At 61.5% G+C, this 16440-nt stretch carries 9 protein-coding genes and 1 pseudogene; 6 read left to right on the top strand and 4 right to left on the bottom strand.

All coding sequences use genetic code 11. From position 1 onward, the window contains the following. Positions 1 to 4412: pseudogene (locus J3361_RS22995) on the top strand (LapA family giant adhesin); the annotation flags it as partial. Between the two features lie 193 nt (positions 4413 to 4605). Next, entirely contained in the window at positions 4606 to 4944 is a 339-nt protein-coding gene (locus J3361_RS23000) for a tryptophan synthase subunit beta (protein ID WP_207966457.1), read from the top strand. A 308-nt stretch (positions 4945 to 5252) separates the two neighbouring features. On the opposite strand, the gene J3361_RS23005 is transcribed toward J3361_RS23000, so the two are convergent. The 4 genes from J3361_RS23005 to lapG form a co-directional block, all read right to left on the bottom strand. Further along, positions 5253 to 5624, bottom strand: coding sequence for a DUF6124 family protein (locus J3361_RS23005; RefSeq protein ID WP_207966458.1), 372 nt, complete (start codon positions 5622 to 5624; stop codon positions 5253 to 5255). Between the two features lie 985 nt (positions 5625 to 6609). Continuing rightward, positions 6610 to 6798, bottom strand: a complete 189-nt coding sequence (locus J3361_RS23010) for a nucleoid-structuring protein H-NS (RefSeq protein WP_156334916.1) — start codon at positions 6796 to 6798, stop codon at positions 6610 to 6612. Positions 6799 to 6913: 115 nt separating this feature from the next. Further along, a complete protein-coding gene (lapD, locus tag J3361_RS23015; protein WP_207966459.1) occupies positions 6914 to 8860 on the bottom strand; it encodes a cyclic di-GMP receptor LapD in 1947 nt (648 codons plus the stop codon). A 14-nt stretch (positions 8861 to 8874) separates the two neighbouring features. Continuing rightward, positions 8875 to 9567 (bottom strand): cysteine protease LapG, encoded by a 693-nt coding sequence (gene lapG, locus J3361_RS23020; RefSeq protein ID WP_207966460.1) that lies wholly within the window; start codon positions 9565 to 9567, stop codon positions 8875 to 8877. Positions 9568 to 9769: 202 nt separating this feature from the next. On the opposite strand from lapG, the gene J3361_RS23025 reads away from it, so the two are divergent. From J3361_RS23025 to J3361_RS23040, 4 genes are all read left to right on the top strand, one after another. Continuing rightward, on the top strand, positions 9770 to 10462 hold the full coding sequence (locus J3361_RS23025; RefSeq protein ID WP_207966461.1) for a GntR family transcriptional regulator: 693 nt from the start codon (positions 9770 to 9772) through the stop codon (positions 10460 to 10462). A gap of 684 nt (positions 10463 to 11146) precedes the next feature. Beyond that, positions 11147 to 11923 (top strand): DUF3050 domain-containing protein, encoded by a 777-nt coding sequence (locus J3361_RS23030; protein ID WP_207966462.1) that lies wholly within the window; start codon positions 11147 to 11149, stop codon positions 11921 to 11923. Further along, on the top strand, positions 11920 to 12852 hold the full coding sequence (locus tag J3361_RS23035) for a diiron oxygenase (RefSeq protein WP_207966463.1): 933 nt from the start codon (positions 11920 to 11922) through the stop codon (positions 12850 to 12852). The genes J3361_RS23030 and J3361_RS23035 overlap by 4 nt, the downstream gene beginning before the upstream one ends. A 10-nt stretch (positions 12853 to 12862) precedes the next feature. Further along, entirely contained in the window at positions 12863 to 16417 is a 3555-nt protein-coding gene (locus J3361_RS23040; protein ID WP_207966464.1) for a non-ribosomal peptide synthetase, read from the top strand. The last annotated feature ends 23 nt before the right edge of the window (positions 16418 to 16440 follow it).

The raw sequence follows: 16440 nt of genomic DNA on the forward strand, positions 1-16440 counted from the left end.
CTGGCGGCAACCTCGAAGCCATCGCCCCGAACACCGCGCCAGTCAGCACTGTGGTTAGCGATGTCAACGACACCACCACCGTGACATTGACCGCCAATCCGACCGTGAACGAAAACGGCACCATCACCTATACCGCCACGCTGACCGGTGCCGATGGCAAGCCAGTTACCGCGCAGAACGGTCCGGTGACCGTGACGCTGGAAAGCGGCAAAACCATCACCATCGCAGCCGGCGCAAGCTCGGGCATCTTGGACGTGGCTGTCGGCAACGACGTGTATCAAGGCCCAACGACAGTTACTGAGTCGATCAAAGATGCATCCGGTGGCAACCTCGAAGCCATTGCTCCGAACACCGCTCCGGTCAGCACCGTGGTCAGCGACGTCAACGACACCACCACCGTGACGTTGACCGCCACACCGACTGTCAATGAAAACGGCACGATCACCTACACCGCCACCCTGACCGGCCCTGACGGCAAACCCGTCACCGCACAGAACGGTCCGGTGACAGTCACGCTCGACAGCGGCAAGACCATCACCATCGCCGCTGGCGCAAGCTCGGGCGCATTGGACGTGGCTGTCGGCAACGACGTCTACACCGGCGCGCCGTCCATCTCCGAGACGATCAAATCGGCCTCCGGCGGCAACCTCGAAGCCATCGCGGTCGATAAGACCGGCGCGTCGACGGCCGTGGGCGACACGGTCGACAACACCACCGTCAGCATCACCGGCAGCACATCGGTTACCGAAGGCCAAGCGGCGACATACACCGTCAACCTGACGAACCCGGCGCAAACCGAAGTGACGCTCAAGATCGTCTACAGCGGCACCGCCGCCGACGGCACGGACTTCACCGGTGTCTACACCGTGAAGATCCCGGCCAACGCCACCAGCGCGACCTTCAACGTGGCGACGCTGGATGACAAGATCACCGAAGGCACCGAAAACTTCGTGGTCAGGATCGACTCGGCCACCGGTGGCAACTTCGAGCACCTGGCGGTCAGCGGCACCAATGGCAGCGTCAGCACCTCGATCATCGACAACGATGCACCGCCGGTACTCGACCTGGACGCCAACAACTCCAGCGGCAAGACCGGTGCCGATTACCAAGTGACCTTCACCGAAGGCACCACCGGCCCGGGCGTGTCCATCGGAGACACCGACCTGAAGATCACCGACCCGGACAGCACCATGCTGACCGGCGCCACCATCGTGCTGACCAACCGTCAGCCTGGCGATCATCTGAACCTGGGCAATAGCGTCAACGGCATCAGCATCAACGCCAATAGCACCGACGGCAAAGTCGTCCTGACGCTGACAGGCAATGCGACGCTGGCCGACTACATGCAGCAGATCAAGAACATCAGCTTCATCAACAACAGCGAAGATCCGAGCACCGTACCGCGCGTCATCACCGTGACGGTGACCGACGGCACGAGTTATTCCAACACGGCGACCACCACCGTGAACGTGGTCGGGGTCAACGACGCGCCAGTCGCTACCGGTGGCGCGGTGACCGGTACCGAAGACACTTCACTGGTCCTCGGCTGGTCGACGTTCGGCATCAGCGACGTGGACAGCGCCGCCGCCAGCCAGGGTGTGAAAATCACCGGGCTTCCGGGTGACGGCAAATTGCAGTACCTGGACGGCGCAACCTGGAAGGACGTGGCCAACAACCAGACCTTCACCAAGGCGGACATCGACGCTGGCAAGCTGCGCTTCACCCCCGATGCCAACGAATCCGGTGCCAACGGCAACCCGGCCGGCGTGGGCGATCAAAAGGCCGATTACGCGCAAATCAGCTTCCAGCCAACCGACGGCCAGACGCTGGGCAACACCGGTACCGTGAAGATCGATATCACGCCGGTCGCCGACGCACCGAGCCTCAACGTGGCCGGCAACAACGTGACCTCCACCGGTTTGATCAAGGAAGTCTGGACCGGCCTGTCGGGCCTGGGCACCGATGGCAGCGGCGCGCCGTCCGGCACGCTCAAGTCGGTGATCGATGCCGCCGGCACGCCGAACAGCAGCACCAATGTGAGCAACGTTCAGAACGACGGCAACGTCAATCCGGGCACCGCGTCGAAAACCTCGGGCCTGATTTTCCTCGAAGCCGGCAAGACCTACACCTTCAGCGGCACGGGCGATGACAGCCTGCTGGTGACCATCGGTGGCAAGACCGCCGCGGCAACCACGTGGGGTGCGGGCGGTCAGTTGAACGGTTCGTTCACGCCGACCACCAGCGGCTACTACACCCTGGACATCTACCACCACAACCAGACCGGCCCGGGCAGCTACGACGTGAACCTGTCGGTCAACGGCAGCACGCCAGTGGACCTGAGCAATGCCGGCGTGCCGCTCTACACCAGTGTGACCGACCTGGCGAACGCCGGCGTGACCGTCTCCGACCTGCACGGCACCAACGGCGAAGGCTACTACGACGGCTTCAAGCTCAACGAAGGCGCCGAAGGCACCAGCGTGCACCTGTCGAAGATCACCACCGCCCTGACCGACACCGACGGTTCCGAAAGCCTGAGCGTGAAGATCGGCGGCATTCCGGAAGGCAGCGTACTGACCGACGGCGCCGGCCATACCGCGACCGTAGGCAGCAACGGCGAAGCCTCGGTCACCGGCTGGAACCTGGGCAGCCTCACCCTGACCCCACCGACCTACTACCACGGCCAGTTCAACCTGACCGTGACCTCGACGTCCACCGAAGCCCTCGGCGGCTCGGCGGTCAGCACGGCGCAGATTCCTGTCACGGTGTATCCGGCCACTTACAACGCAATCACCGCCACGTCCGGCAGTGACAACGTCACCGGCACCGACGGCAACGACATCGTGGTCGCCGACATCGGTGGGCTGACCGTGGTGCCAGGGGTCAACTACAACATCGCCTTCATGGTCGACAGCTCCGGCAGCATGAGCTCGTCGTCCGTCACCGCGGCGAAGAACTCGTTGACCCAAGTGTTCAACACCCTCAAGCAGAGCCTGGGCAGCAACTCAGGGACTGTGAACATTTTCCTGGCGGACTTCGATAACCAGGTAAACAAGAACGTTGCGGTCAACCTCAACGATCCGAACGCGCTGACACTGCTCAAGAGCGTGCTCGACTCGATGGTGTCCGGCGGCAATACCAACTATGAAGACGTGTTCAAGACCACCGCAAACTTCTTCAACAGCACCCAGGCCCTGAGCAATACCGGCGCGAAGAACCTGACGTATTTCATCACCGACGGTGAGCCAACGCGCTACCAGTCCGGCGAAGAGACGAACCCAGTGTTGTACGGCACCGTCAAGCTCGACGACGTCCTGAGCGCGGCTAACTACACCGTTGGCAAGTACTACACCCAGACGATCGACAGCACACACAAATTCACCATCGAAGAAAATGGGGACATGTACCTGTCCATCAAGAACGGCAAGAATTGGAATGAAAACTACGTCGGCACGGTGCATGCCGAGGGCAATGGCACGTTCGAGTTCTCCAACCTGGCCGGCGGCTGGTGGGGCGACTCCTCGGCAGCAGACGGCTCAACGGCCAGCTTCACGCTGCTCAAAGGCCTGAGTAACGTTGAAGCCATCGGCCTGAACAACGGCGTCACCCTGTCCGATCTCGCCCCCTACGACTCCGATGGCAAGCCGCAAACCAACATCGACCCGAGCAACCTGGCCAACTCAATCATCGGCCACACCGAAGCGACCCTGCCGGGCGCCGATACGGTCAACGGAGGCGAAGGCAACGACATCCTGTTCGGCGACCTGGTGAGTTTCAATGGTGTTGCGGGTGAGGGCTACCAGGCCATCCAGGCCTTCGTCGCCCAACAAAGCGGCGTGGACGCGAGCAAGGTCACCACCAGCAACGTGCACCAGTACATCACCGAGCACTACACCGCGTTCGATGTGTCCGGTGCCCACGATGGCAACGACACCCTGCTGGGCGGCGCCGGCAACGACATCATCTTCGGCCAGGGCGGCAACGACACGCTCAACGGTGGCAAGGGCAACGACATCCTGTTGGGTGGCACGGGTAACGACACTCTGATCGGCGGCCAGGGCAATGACACCCTGATCGGTGGCCTGGGGGGCGATACCTTTGTCTGGAAGTCCGGCGACACCGGCACCGACGTGATCAAGAACTTCAACGCCGGCGAAGGCGACCGGATCGATCTGCGAGACCTGCTGCAAGGTGAAACCGGCAGCACCATCGACCACTTCCTGAAAATCAGCACGGTCGATGGCGTGTCGTCGCTGCAGGTCAGCACTTCCGGTCAGTTCAATGGGGCCAACGGTGCCGCTGCGACGCCGGACGTGACGATCAAGCTCGAAGGCAACAACTGGTCGAACGTGAACCTGAACTCGTTGATCGCCGGTAGCGACCCGACCATCAAGGTCGATCACAACAACAGCTGAAGCTGACACCGTGGCGAGGGAGCTTGCTCCCGCTGGGCCGGACTGGCGTTTCAGCGCCAGCCCGGCCCTGTTTTTTGGGGCTGCTGCGCAACCCAGCGGGAGCAAGCTCCCTCGCCACGATAAGTGTTCATACTCCCCCCAAGTTGGCCTATGCTGCCCAGCATGACGCCGCTTCATACATGAGGGATGCCCGATGTTTTATGTGCAACGCGATGCACAAGGCCTGCTGGTGCGCGTAGAAGCCACCGCTTACGCCGAGGCCTCCGAGACCTTGCCGGCCGACAACCACGAGATCCAGGACTGGTTCGCCAACCAGGCCGTGGAAAACAGCCTCAAGCAACTCAAGCAAAGCGACCTGGAAATGATTCGGGTACTCGATGACTTGATCCAGGTGTTGACCAGCAAAGGCGTCATCCGCGTCACCGACCTGCCACCAGCGGCCCAGGCCAAGCTGATGGATCGCAACCAGGCCCGTGAAGCCTTGGGCGGGTTGAGTCGGTTGATCGATGATGATGAGAAGGGGTTGATCTAGCCTGCCACCTCGAGCAGCACACAAAACCCTGTGGCGAGGGGATTTATCCCCGCTGGGCTGCGCAGCAGCCCCAGATGCTTAAAGGTGAACTGCCTGACACACCGAGGCCGCTGATGTTTAGGGCTGCTGCGCAGCCCAGCGGGGATAAATCCCCTCGCCACAGGTTCTGGGTTTTCTGGGCGGACGCCATCGCGAGCAAGCTCGCTCCCACAGTTGATTGGTGTTGATTTCGATATTTCGGTTCGACACAGATCCAGTGTGGGAGCGAGCTTGCTCGCGATGACAATCGTCAATTCACCGCAGGCCTGTCAGCCCGCCGCTTGAACCTCCAGCCGATCCATCGCCCTCTCCACCAGCAAATGCGCCCCATCGGCCATTCGGCTGATCGCCAGGATCACGCTGCGGCGTGAGCCGTCGACGTCATCGGCTAGGTCGGCGGCGATGGCGCTGATGGACAGCAGGTCTTCGGAGGCATTGGCCAGGAGGGTTTCGGTGTCGATGTCCGGGGAGACCATGAAGAGCTGGGCAGTTTGGTTTTTTCCCGAGGCTTCATCGGTGGGTTTGGGGTTGAGGTAGTAGTCGAGGGCGCGTTCGGCGGCTTCGTCGAGTTTTTTGGATTTCGAGGATTTGTCGGAGTTGTTGCCAGGGTTTTCTGGCGGATTCGGAGTTACTTTGAACATGTCGTGAAGCTCCATCTGTAGAAGTGGAACCGACACCCTTCGCTTGCACGCAAATGAGGTGGCAGTTGTACGCAGGTGTGCAAGACCGGGCAGACGGAACCCCGGCAGAATCCTTCTCACGAAGAAATCTCCCACGCACAACCGCCATAAAGCGCTTGCGCGTCGTCTTTTAACCGGCTTGCACGCCAGTGTCACCGTTTTTTTCAGTGACAACCCCAGACTAGCCACGAGGCAGACGCCGGACAAGTTCACCAAGTTCGCCACAACTCGAAGGAAATCTCCTAGGACGTTACTTTTAGAGGGGGGTGTATATCCGTTTCTGCGGTAACGGCCACTTAGGGTTCCGCCCTGACGGCGGGTCACTTTTGAAAAAGCGCAAAAGTAACCAAAACGCTTCTGCCCCACCACTTGGCACCTCGCTTAGGCTCGGTGTGCCCTCACTCCGGCATTGCTCCGTGGGCCGCCGCGAAGGGCCATCCATGGCCCAGCGCGGCTAACCCGGCATCCATGCCGGGTTGCCCACTGCGCAATGCCTGCGTTCGGCCATCGTGGTTAACGGGGCGCCCGAGATCAACGTCCACCACGAGGCGGCCTGATAGCCGACCTGGTTCTTGGTCGGACCGCGTTTCTCCTGTGGGAGCGAGCCTGCTCGCGATGAGGCCGGCAAGCCCGACATCCATATGACTGAACCACCACCGCCATCGCGAGCAAGCTCGCTCCCACACAGGTTTTTGGTCGTTTATAAGATCAGTGTCCACCGCCGGTCCCTGTGGGAGCCGAGCTTGCTCGCGATGGCGGTGGGTCTGCTTGCACTAATGCTGAATGTGCCGCCGCCTTCGCGAGCAGGCTCGCTCCCACAATAGGATCGAAGTACGGCCGAAAGAGCCAGGTCGGCTATCAGGCCGCCTCGCGAGCAAGCTTTGCTCCCACAGGTCCTGCTCAAACAGATCTGACGGGTGTACGACCGGGAGAGCCAGGTCGGCTACTAGGCCGCCTCGCGGTGGACGTTGATCTCGGGCGCCCCGTTAACCACGCTGGCCGAACGCAGGCATTGTGGAGTGGGCATCCCGGCATGGATGCCGGGATAGCCGCGCTGGGCCATGGATGGCCCTTCGCGGCGGGCCCACGGAGCAATGCCGGAGTGAGGGCACACCGAGCCTAGGCGAGGTGCCAAGTGGTGGGGCAGGAGCGTTTTGCTTACTTTTGCGCTTCTCAAAAGTGAGCCGCTGTAAGAGCGGAACCATAAGCAGCCGTTACCGCAGAAACGGATATGTACTCACTCAGAAGTCTCAATCCCAACGCTTAGGCTCACCCACTAACTGCCCCTGAACCCCAAACAACCCCATCTCGCGAATCACCGCCAGCTCCCCCTCCGTCTCAACCCGCTCAGCAATCAACGGCAAGTCGATACTGTGAGCAGCACGCTGTATCGCTTCGATAAACAGGCGCTTGTCACTTTCCTGGTCAATCGCACGAATATAACTGCCATCGATCTTCAGATAAGCCAACCCCAACCGCGACAAGTTACCGATCATGCTGAACCGCCCACCAAAACGCTGCAGGCTCAAGGAGAAACCAAGCTCGCGCAACTGCCGGGTCAACCGCTCCAGCACCGCTTGCTCGGGCAGTTGCTCTTCACCAATCTCCAGGGTCAGGCGCGACCCAAGATTGGAGTGAGCCCGCAGGATTTCAAAAACCTTATTCAATGCCTGAGGATCAGCCAGGGTCGCGGAGGACAGGTTAAGCGCCAGGGATTGCTCATGCCCAGCCATCTGCCTGAGCACCTGTTCAAGCATCAAACGGTCCAGGCGCGCCGTCCAACCGAAGCGCTCCAACCAAGGCAGGAAACGCCCGGCGGGAATCGTCTGGCCCTGCTCATCCAACAGCCGCGACAGCACTTTGTAATGCAGCACCACCTGGGTGTCCTGGGCCGCCACCACCGGCTGGAAGTACAACTCGAAGCGCTGATGACTCAAGGCCTGGTCGAGCAACGTATGCCAGGCATGGTGATCGTCACCGACACTGGCCGAGGCACTGTGGTCTAGACAGGCCCAACCCGGCTCGCCCTGGCTTTCAGCCTGGGCCAGGGCCTGGTCGCCGAGCTGGAGCACCGCTTGCGGCGAGTCGCCGTGGACGAATGGCGCCAGCCCGATGGAGGCCACCGAGGCCACGTCAGTCGCGCCGGTGGCGTGCAAGCTCGCCAGCGCGGCTTCGAGGTTCTGCGCCAATTGCAGCGCTTCCTCACGCACCAGCCCAGGTGCCAGCACCGCGAACTCCCCGCCACGAATACGCGTGACCAGGTTGAGGGTTTCCGGATAGCGGGCGCACTCACGCTGCAATTGTTCGCCCACGGCCTTGAGCAACTGATCGGTGCGCTGACCGCCCAGCCGCTGGTTCAAACCGGCCAGGTCCTTGACCCGCAACAGCAGCAGGTAACCCGAGCTGGCCTGCTCCGGGTTGCTCACGCGGGCATTGAGCTGCATTTCGAAATAGCGCCGGTTGGCCAGGCCCGTGAGGTTGTCCTGGTAGGACTCGACCCGCAGTTTCTCGCTGCGTTCGGCCTGTTCCTGGAACAGCGCCTTGAGCTTCTCGACCATCTGGTTCATCGCCTGCACCACGCGGCGCAGTTCTGGCGTGCGCGGCAGCTCCGGCAGGCTCAGGAACTCACGACGGGCGATGGCATGGGACTGATGCACCATGTAGTCCAGTGGCTTGAGCTGGCGACGCAGCAGCAAGGCCCCCAGCACCGCGCTCACGGCGCCGCACAGCAACAGCCAGCCCAGGCTGCCCAACGCGCTCTGCCACAGCTTGGCGAGGGCGAACATCGGGTGGCTGACCACTTCGACCCGCGCCGCCTGCTCCCAGCCACGGCTGACGATGGCATCGCCACCGGCCGGTTCCAGGCCGATCAGCTTGACGAACCATTGCGGCACACTGCCGGCGTCCGGTGTACCGGTGCGCTCGACCAGGGTCTTGTCGGTGGCCACGTCGACCACGCGGATGCTGGCGTAGTAGCCACTGTCGAAGATCGAGCTGACCATCAGTTCCACCATCGCCGGGTCGTCGATGTTCGGCGTCAACGACAGCGCCAGCGCCGTGGCCGCGTCCTGGGCGTGGGAGCGCAACTGGTTGACGTACTGGGCCCGCGAGCTTTCCAGGCTGACCATGAAGCTGCCGCTGAAGGCAACCACCAGGAACAGACAGATAGCGATCAACAGCTGTTTGAACAAAGACATCTGAGCGCGCGCTCCTAGTTAGTCGTCTCGACCGGAAAACCTTCGGCCTGCATTTTTTTCAACACATCCTGCCACCGGGACAGGCGCTTGGTGTCACCCACTTTCTTGTTACCCTTGGCGCCCGGCAGCCACAGCCCTTCGGCATTGAAAGAGTAGACCGGGAGCAAGTCGGTTCGCTGGCTGGCCGGTTGGATGCCGTCCATCAGGCTGTCCAGTACCAGCGGCATCGCCTCGGGCGTGGCGTAATAGGTGAGCACCATGTGCGCACGGTTCTGCCGCAACGCCTTGACGTAGGTGATGCGCAGCTTGTCACTGGACACACCCAGACGACGCAGGCTGAAATACTTGGCGATGGCGTAGTCTTCACAGTCGCCGGCGCCCTTCCACAGGGCTTGGATCGGCGTCTCCCAATAGTCGACTTCACGCCACAGGTCGATGTCTTCCACGTAGCGCACCTGTTTGTTGAAAAACAGGTTCACCACCTTGAGCTGTTCCAATTCGGGGATCTGTTTCTGAGTCGCCAGCAGTTGCTGCCACGCGTCGATCCGCTGCTGCCCTTCGCCCAGTGGCCCATATAACGCTTGCGCCCGCCGGCTGATCTGCGCAAAGTCCCAGTCGGCTTGCAGGCCGCCCAGCATCAGGCCGGCCAGCAACAGTGCCGAACACAGCCAACGCAAGGACCTGAGGACTGGGAAAGGTGCAGCCAAGGGAAGTACGTCCGAAAAGGGCCGTTGGAAATTCGTTGGATGGTGAAGCCTGGCCGGGCAAAAGACAATGGCAGGTTGCAATCACCGCAAGCAGACTAAACTTTAGTTCAGGAACCGGGGCCGCGAGATTTTGACGGCTTGGCAATCTGTAACTAACGTTGGCATGGATCCAATTTTCGTTACTACCCGTTCAGGTGTTGTCGTGACAAAGAAGCCCAAACCGCTCAGCACTATCCAAGTCAACGGCCCCGTCCCCGCAGACCAGGCGCGCTCGATCATCGAAAGCTCCCTGCGCGAGGCCATCCTCGACGGCCGCCTGCCCAGCGGCACCGCCCTGCGCCAGCAAGAGCTGGCCGACCTGTTCGGCGTGAGCCGCATGCCGGTACGTGAGGCGTTGCGTCAGCTCGAAGCACAGTCATTGCTCAATGTAGTCCAGCATAAAGGCGCCGTGGTGGCCCCGCTGATTACCAACAACGCGGTCGAGACCTACGCCTTGCGTGCGGTCCTGGAAGCTTTCGCCTTGCGCTTGTCCATCCCCCTGCTCGATGACGATGACCTGGCGCTGGCAGCCCAGTACATCGAACAGTTGGAGACACAAACCGAATACGCTGAAATCGCCAAGCTCAATCGGCTGTTCCATATGTCGCTTTACCACAAGGCACCCAACAGCAAACTGCTGGACCTGATCGAGCATGAGCTCAATGAAGAAGAGCGCTTTTTGCGTTTTCATCTTTCGTCCATGGGGTTGGGCAAGCTGACCCAGGACGACCACCGCGCCATGCTCGCTGCCGCGGCGGCCAGAGATATCGATAAAGCGGTCGCCTTGGTGGAGCAGCATCTGGAAAACGCCTCCATCACCATGCGTCGGTACCTGGAACAGTCGTCGAAGCCTTGATCCCGCGCCGGCGCTTCGTCCGGCGTAAAAATTTCTTACATATCCTTCCAACTCACTTGTCGCCAGCGCGGCGCGGCCTGGCCGTAGCCGCGATTCGTCGTCCCATCAGTCCAATGGCACTGCCATCGATTTGGGCTCACTCTTGCGCTTGTCGATTCAAAACAGACCTGAAGAAGTCAACGCCTGGCTGAGGCCAGGCGAATCGAAGCCAATACGCAAGGAGCGTCGTCCAACCGGCGGGATGATCGGAAGTCCGACCGACGTCCTGCCCATAACATAAAACCTCTTAACTCCCCGATCCCTGAAGTGCTCCGAGTGAGGCATTCACTCGAACTATTCGATTCTGATCTCGCTAAATCGGAAGGAGCCTCTTCGCGCCAATAAAACTTATATAAAAAGTTTTAAAGAGCCTCTTCACGCCCAATAAAAAGCCAACTTTAAATAATTAAAAAAACACTTGCCGCCTACTTGTTACCTGTATTAATTTTTTATTCGCCGCGTTACTGGCGGCCCTTTCGACTTGCACCAAGCTCAGCAAATACAGGCATAAGAAGCCGACATAACGATTAAAAGAGAATACTTAAGCCACTTTGGCAATTCATGGATTCCGGTTCAGGCACCCGCTCGCCCTAATTAAATAACGAGCCGCCTTCCGGACAAAACATCATTGATGAGGACGTTCCAATGCAGCCATCCAAAGAACAACTATCTCTGAAAAAGCAGGAACTTGGTCAACACCCGGTTTTTTCCGAGATTACATCAATCGATCTGTTACGCCGTTTTATGGAAAGCCATGTCTTTGCCGTCTGGGACTTCATGTCGCTGACCAAGCGACTGCAACGCGAACTCACCTGTGTCCAGTTGCCTTGGCTGCCGCCAGCCGATCCCCACGCGGCCCGCTTGATCAATGAGATCGTGCTGGGGGAGGAGTCGGATGACCGCCCTGGCGCCGGCTATTGCAGCCATTTCGAACTGTACCTGGACGCCATGCGGGAAATCGGCGCCGATACCCGCGCAATCGAGCAGTTCATCACCCTGCAGCAGGAAGGCGTCAGCCCAGAGACCGCGCTGGACAGTGTCGAAGTCGAGCCGGCGGCGGCGCGGTTCGTCCGCCAGACCCTGCACACCGCCCTGCACGCCCCGGCCCACAGCGTGGCCGCCGCGTTTGTACATGGTCGCGAGAGTGTCATCCCGCAGATGTTCCAGCGCATGCTCGACGCCTGGGGCATTGGCCTGGATCAGGCCCCGACCTTTCGCTACTACCTGCAACGGCACATCGAGGTCGACTCCGAGGACCACGGGCCGGCGGCAGAGAAACTCTTGGCGCGGCTGATCGATGGCGACCCGCAGCGCGAAACCGAGGTGCTGGCCGCCGCGCTCGCCGCCGTTCACAGTCGCGCGGCCTTGTGGGACGGCTTGCGCCAGAGCATGGCCCAGCCGGTTGCACAGGTGATGCCATGAATGCCGTCGAATACCAATCCTTCGCCGACGCCTGGGAAAGCCGCGCCACGATCCGTACCCGGCCACGGCGCCGGGTCGAAGACGACGACAAGCTGATCTTCCCCATGAGCCGCCAGCCGCTGGTGCACAGCCAGACCTTCCTCAGCCACTGTGCGCAACTACGCGACTTCGTGCTGGTGCAGAGCCTGTACAAATTCATCAACGACGTGGTGATTTTCGAGACCGAACTGGTGGACCACACCGCCCGGCGCATCGCCAAGAACCGCTTCGGCATCGAATTCCCGTTCGCCTGCCGCTACGACGCGATGACCGTGGTGGTGGACGAGGATTACCACGCCCTGGTGGCGATGGACTTCATGCAACAGACCATCGACATGACCGGTATCGACCCCATCCCATTGCCTGGACAGATCGAACTCAGCCGCGCCATACCGGCGACCCTGGCCCAGGCGCCGGAGCATCTGCTCAGCGCCGTGGAGCTGATCTGCATCGCCATTGCCGAGAACACCGTGACCAACGAAGTGGCCGCCTTCGCCCGGGACGACTCGGTCAAGGCCTCGATCAAGGGGCTGATGGCCGATCACTTGCTCGACGAGGGCCGGCACTCCGGTTTCTGGACGCGACTGGTGCAGATCTACTGGCGCACCGCCCCCGAAGAGGACCGCGCGCACATTGCCCGCCTGATGCCCGGTTTCATCGCCCAGTACCTGGCGAGCGACCTGCAGCAAGCATTCGACTTCGAGCTGATCGCGCACCTGCCCGTCGACGAATCGGTACGCCAGTCGCTGCGTGAAGACGCCAGTGCGTTGGCCTATCCCATTAATCGTTTTCACCCCTTGGTGGGCAACATCACGCGTTTTTTCCGCGGCAGCTCGATGCTCGCGTCCCCCTGCGTACGCGATGCCCTCGCTGATTATCTGACCCCATGAGGACCTTTCTATGAGACGCCTCGACATTGCAGTGCCTGGCACCAGCCAGGCCATGGCCGAACTGGCCCGGGAATTGGAGCAGCACGGTCACGCGGTGGTGGACCTGCAATCGCCGGTCGACCTGTTGATCGACGACGGTACGACACCGCGCGCCATTGAAGCCCGCTCATGCCTTCAGATCCGCGTGGCGCTGCGCACGCTGGCAGGCGAGGCATTGCCGCAACCGGTGCTGCTCTTTCGCGACGGTACGCAGCGGCTGTTGTGCCAGGAAGTGATCGCGCCGCAACGCGATGGCAACGGTCAATCCTTGCGCCTGCGTACGCTGGCGACGCTGGTCGAAACCGGCGCACGGCTGGTCAGCCAGTTATCCCGGGATGAGACCTGCTTCGATCACTGGCCGACGGTACACGCTGACGCCGTTGACCAACCCCTGCTCGGGCTCGATGCGCTGGAGCCCCTGGCCTTCGAGCACGGCCTCAATCGGCCGCCGGTGCCCTGGCTGCTGGCCGCCGCCGACGTGCCGGTGATGCACAGCATCGAACAGCGATTGCTCGATGACGCGACGCAACCGGCCCTGTGGGTCGATGGGCAATTGATCGACTACAAATCCTTGCGCCGCCTGGCGCTGAGGTTGCAGCAGCCGATGTTGGAAATACTGCACCAAGCAGCACAGGGGAAAGGAACTGTTGGAGAACCTGTGGGAGCAAGAAAAGCAGAACCTGTGGGAGCAAGGCTTGCCCGCGATGAAGACACCGATGCACTCAAGCAAACCGCGTCATCGTTCATCGGGGGCAAGCCTTCCTCCCACAAGACTTCCTCCCACAAGGTGATCGGTGTCTGCCTGCCCAAGTCCGCGCACCTCTACGCGGCGATCCTGGCCATTCTCGGTTGCGGTGCGGTGTACCTGCCGCTGGACCCGCAGCACCCAGCGCAACGTCGGCGCTTTATCCTGGAAAATGCCCAGGCCGACCTGCTGCTGCACGACGGCGACAGCGACCTCGGCGACCTCTCGTTGCCCACGCTGAATGTCCATCAGCTGCCAGCGCCCACGCCAGGCATCCCGGCCTCGTTGATCCGCCGCACCGTGGATGGCGACGAACCGGCCGTGGCGATCTACACCTCCGGCACCACTGGCCAGCCCAAAGGCGTGTTGCTCAGCCACCGCAACCTCAGCCATTTCTGTGCCTGGTACGGCGACTACGTCGGGTTGCAGCGCGACAGCCGGGCGTTGCAGTTTTCCACCATCAACTTTGACGCGTCGCTGCTGGATATCCTGCCGACCTTCATCCACGGCGCCCTGCTGGTGGTGCCCAGCGAAGACCAGCGCCGCGATCCGCAGCAATTGGTTGCGTTGGTTCAGCAACAGCGCGTCAGCCACGCCTTCCTGCCGCCTGCGCTGTTGAGCGTCATGCCCCTGGATGCACCGCTGGGCCTGGCGCACCTGATCACCGGTGGCGATGTCTGCGAGCCGTTCGTGATCGAACAGCTCGCGCCGCAATGCCGGTTCCACAATATCTATGGCCCGACCGAAACCACGGTGCTGGCGACCACCCGGCAATTCGGCGTCGGCGACAACAACCGCAACCTCGGCGTGCCCATCGCCAATGGCCGGGTGCTGATTCTGGACGAACAGTTGCAACCCGTACCGCAAGGCACGCCAGGTGAGTTGTACATCGCCGGCCCGGGCGTTGGCCTCGGCTACCTGAACGACCCAACGCTGACCGCGACGCGTTACCTCAACCTGACGCTGCCCACCGGGCAAACGCTGCGGGTCTATCGCACCGGCGACATCGGCCAGTGGACCGACAACGGCATCGAACTGTGTGGCCGTCGCGATAACCAGGTGAAGATTCGTGGCTTTCGAGTCGAACCCGAGGAAATCGAACACTGCCTGCGGGAAAGCCAGTTGTTTCGCCAGGTGGCGGTGGGGGTCGATGAGCGGCGGCGAATCCTGGCGTTCCTGGTTCATCCCGAGCAAACGCGTCCCGGTGCCGCTCTCCAGGCCTTGCGTGAGCATGTGCAGAACAGCTTGCCCAGCTACATGCACCCGACGGCCTACGTTGAATTACCCAACCTGCCGTACACCAGTAACGGCAAGGTCGATCGCCGGGCATTGCTCGCCATGGCGGTGCAGGTGCACGTCGACGGCCAACGCCGGCAGCCGCAGAACGCCTTGGAGACACAACTGCGGCAACTGTGGGCCGAGCTGCTTGAATTGCCGGTCGACGACATCGCCACCGATGAAAGCTTCTTCAACCTCGGCGGGCATTCGATCTTGCTATCGCGATTGCTGCTGAGCATTCGCCAGGCGTTCGGCCGCAGCCTGTCGATCAACCGCTTCATCGAAGCGCCGACGTTGATGACCTTGGCGAAGTTGCTGGACGACCCCGGGCAAGGCAGTGCATCGGTCCTCAGCCCCCAAGCCTTCATCGATGCCGAAGCCGAGCTCAACCTCGATCCGCTGCCCATCAGTCAATGCGGCGATGTGCACAAGGTGGTGGTGACCGGCGCCAACAGCTTCCTCGGCGTCCACATCGTCGAAGCGCTGCTGGCTTGGGGCGCCACCGAAGTCGCCTGCCTGGTGCGCGCCAGCGCTGAACAGAGCGCGGCCGAGCGGTTCTCCCAGGCCCTGCGGGACAATCACCTGACCCACCTGGACCTGGACCGCGTCAGCGTCTATGCCGCCGATATCACTCAACCGCAATTGGGTTTACCGGACGACGTCTATGCCCGCATCGACCGCACCTTCGGCGCGCTGGTGCACAACGCCGCCCACGTCAACCATGTGCTCGACTACGAGTCGTTGGCGCGGGACAACGTGGAACCGATTTTCGAGTGCCTGCGCCTGTGTGAAGGGCGCCGCAAGAAAATCTTCAATTTCGTCTCCACGCTGTCCGCCTCCAGTGCCCTGGATGCCGACGGCCAAGTGCTGGAACAGCCGGCCGCCGAGACGCCGCCGATCTACATCAAGAATGGCTACAACCTGTCCAAATGGGTCGGCGAACGGATCCTGCAACGGGCCCGGGATCGCGGCGTGTGGGTCAATCTGTTCCGCCCTGGGAATATCAGTTTCAACAGCCTGACCGGGGTCTGCCAGCCCCACAAGAATCGCTTGATGCTGATGCTCAAGGGCTCGATCCAGCTCGGCCAGGTGCCGGACCTCTCGCTCAATTTCGACTTGATGCCGGTGGACTTCCTGGCCCGCTTCATCGCCTTCCACGCCAGCCGCTACCAACCCAGCCAAGCGGTGTTCAACCTGCACAACCCGCAACCGTTGAGCTGGGACGCTTATGTGGCGTCGTTCCGCGACAGCGGCCGGGAATTTTCCCTGGTGAGCATCGCCGAGTGGCAACGGCAATTGGCTCGGGTCGATGCCGACAATGCGTTGTTTGGCGTACTGGGTTTCTACCTCAACGGCTTCGAGGAAGACATCGGTGACATCTCGCTGATCAGCCACGACAACGCCCGCGCCGGCGTGCGCCAGATGGGCGCCAGCTACCCGGAAAAATCCCCGGCCCTGCTACGCCGCGGCGCCGATTACCTCAAGGCCATCGACTTCATCTGAAACACCCTCAACCCAAAGCAAGG

It is taken from the genome of Pseudomonas sp. OA65, assembly GCF_017498305.1.
Lineage (GTDB): Bacteria > Pseudomonadota > Gammaproteobacteria > Pseudomonadales > Pseudomonadaceae > Aquipseudomonas > Aquipseudomonas zanjanensis.

Coding starts and splice junctions, on each gene's coding strand:
- J3361_RS23030 (WP_207966462.1), top strand. CDS start 11,147: ATGCAGCCATCCAAAGAACAACTATCTCTGAAAAAGCAGGAACTTGGT.
- J3361_RS23000 (WP_207966457.1), top strand. CDS start 4,606: ATGTTTTATGTGCAACGCGATGCACAAGGCCTGCTGGTGCGCGTAGAA.
- lapD (WP_207966459.1), bottom strand. CDS start 8,860: ATGTCTTTGTTCAAACAGCTGTTGATCGCTATCTGTCTGTTCCTGGTG.
- J3361_RS23035 (WP_207966463.1), top strand. CDS start 11,920: ATGAATGCCGTCGAATACCAATCCTTCGCCGACGCCTGGGAAAGCCGC.
- J3361_RS23005 (WP_207966458.1), bottom strand. CDS start 5,624: ATGTTCAAAGTAACTCCGAATCCGCCAGAAAACCCTGGCAACAACTCC.
- J3361_RS23040 (WP_207966464.1), top strand. CDS start 12,863: ATGAGACGCCTCGACATTGCAGTGCCTGGCACCAGCCAGGCCATGGCC.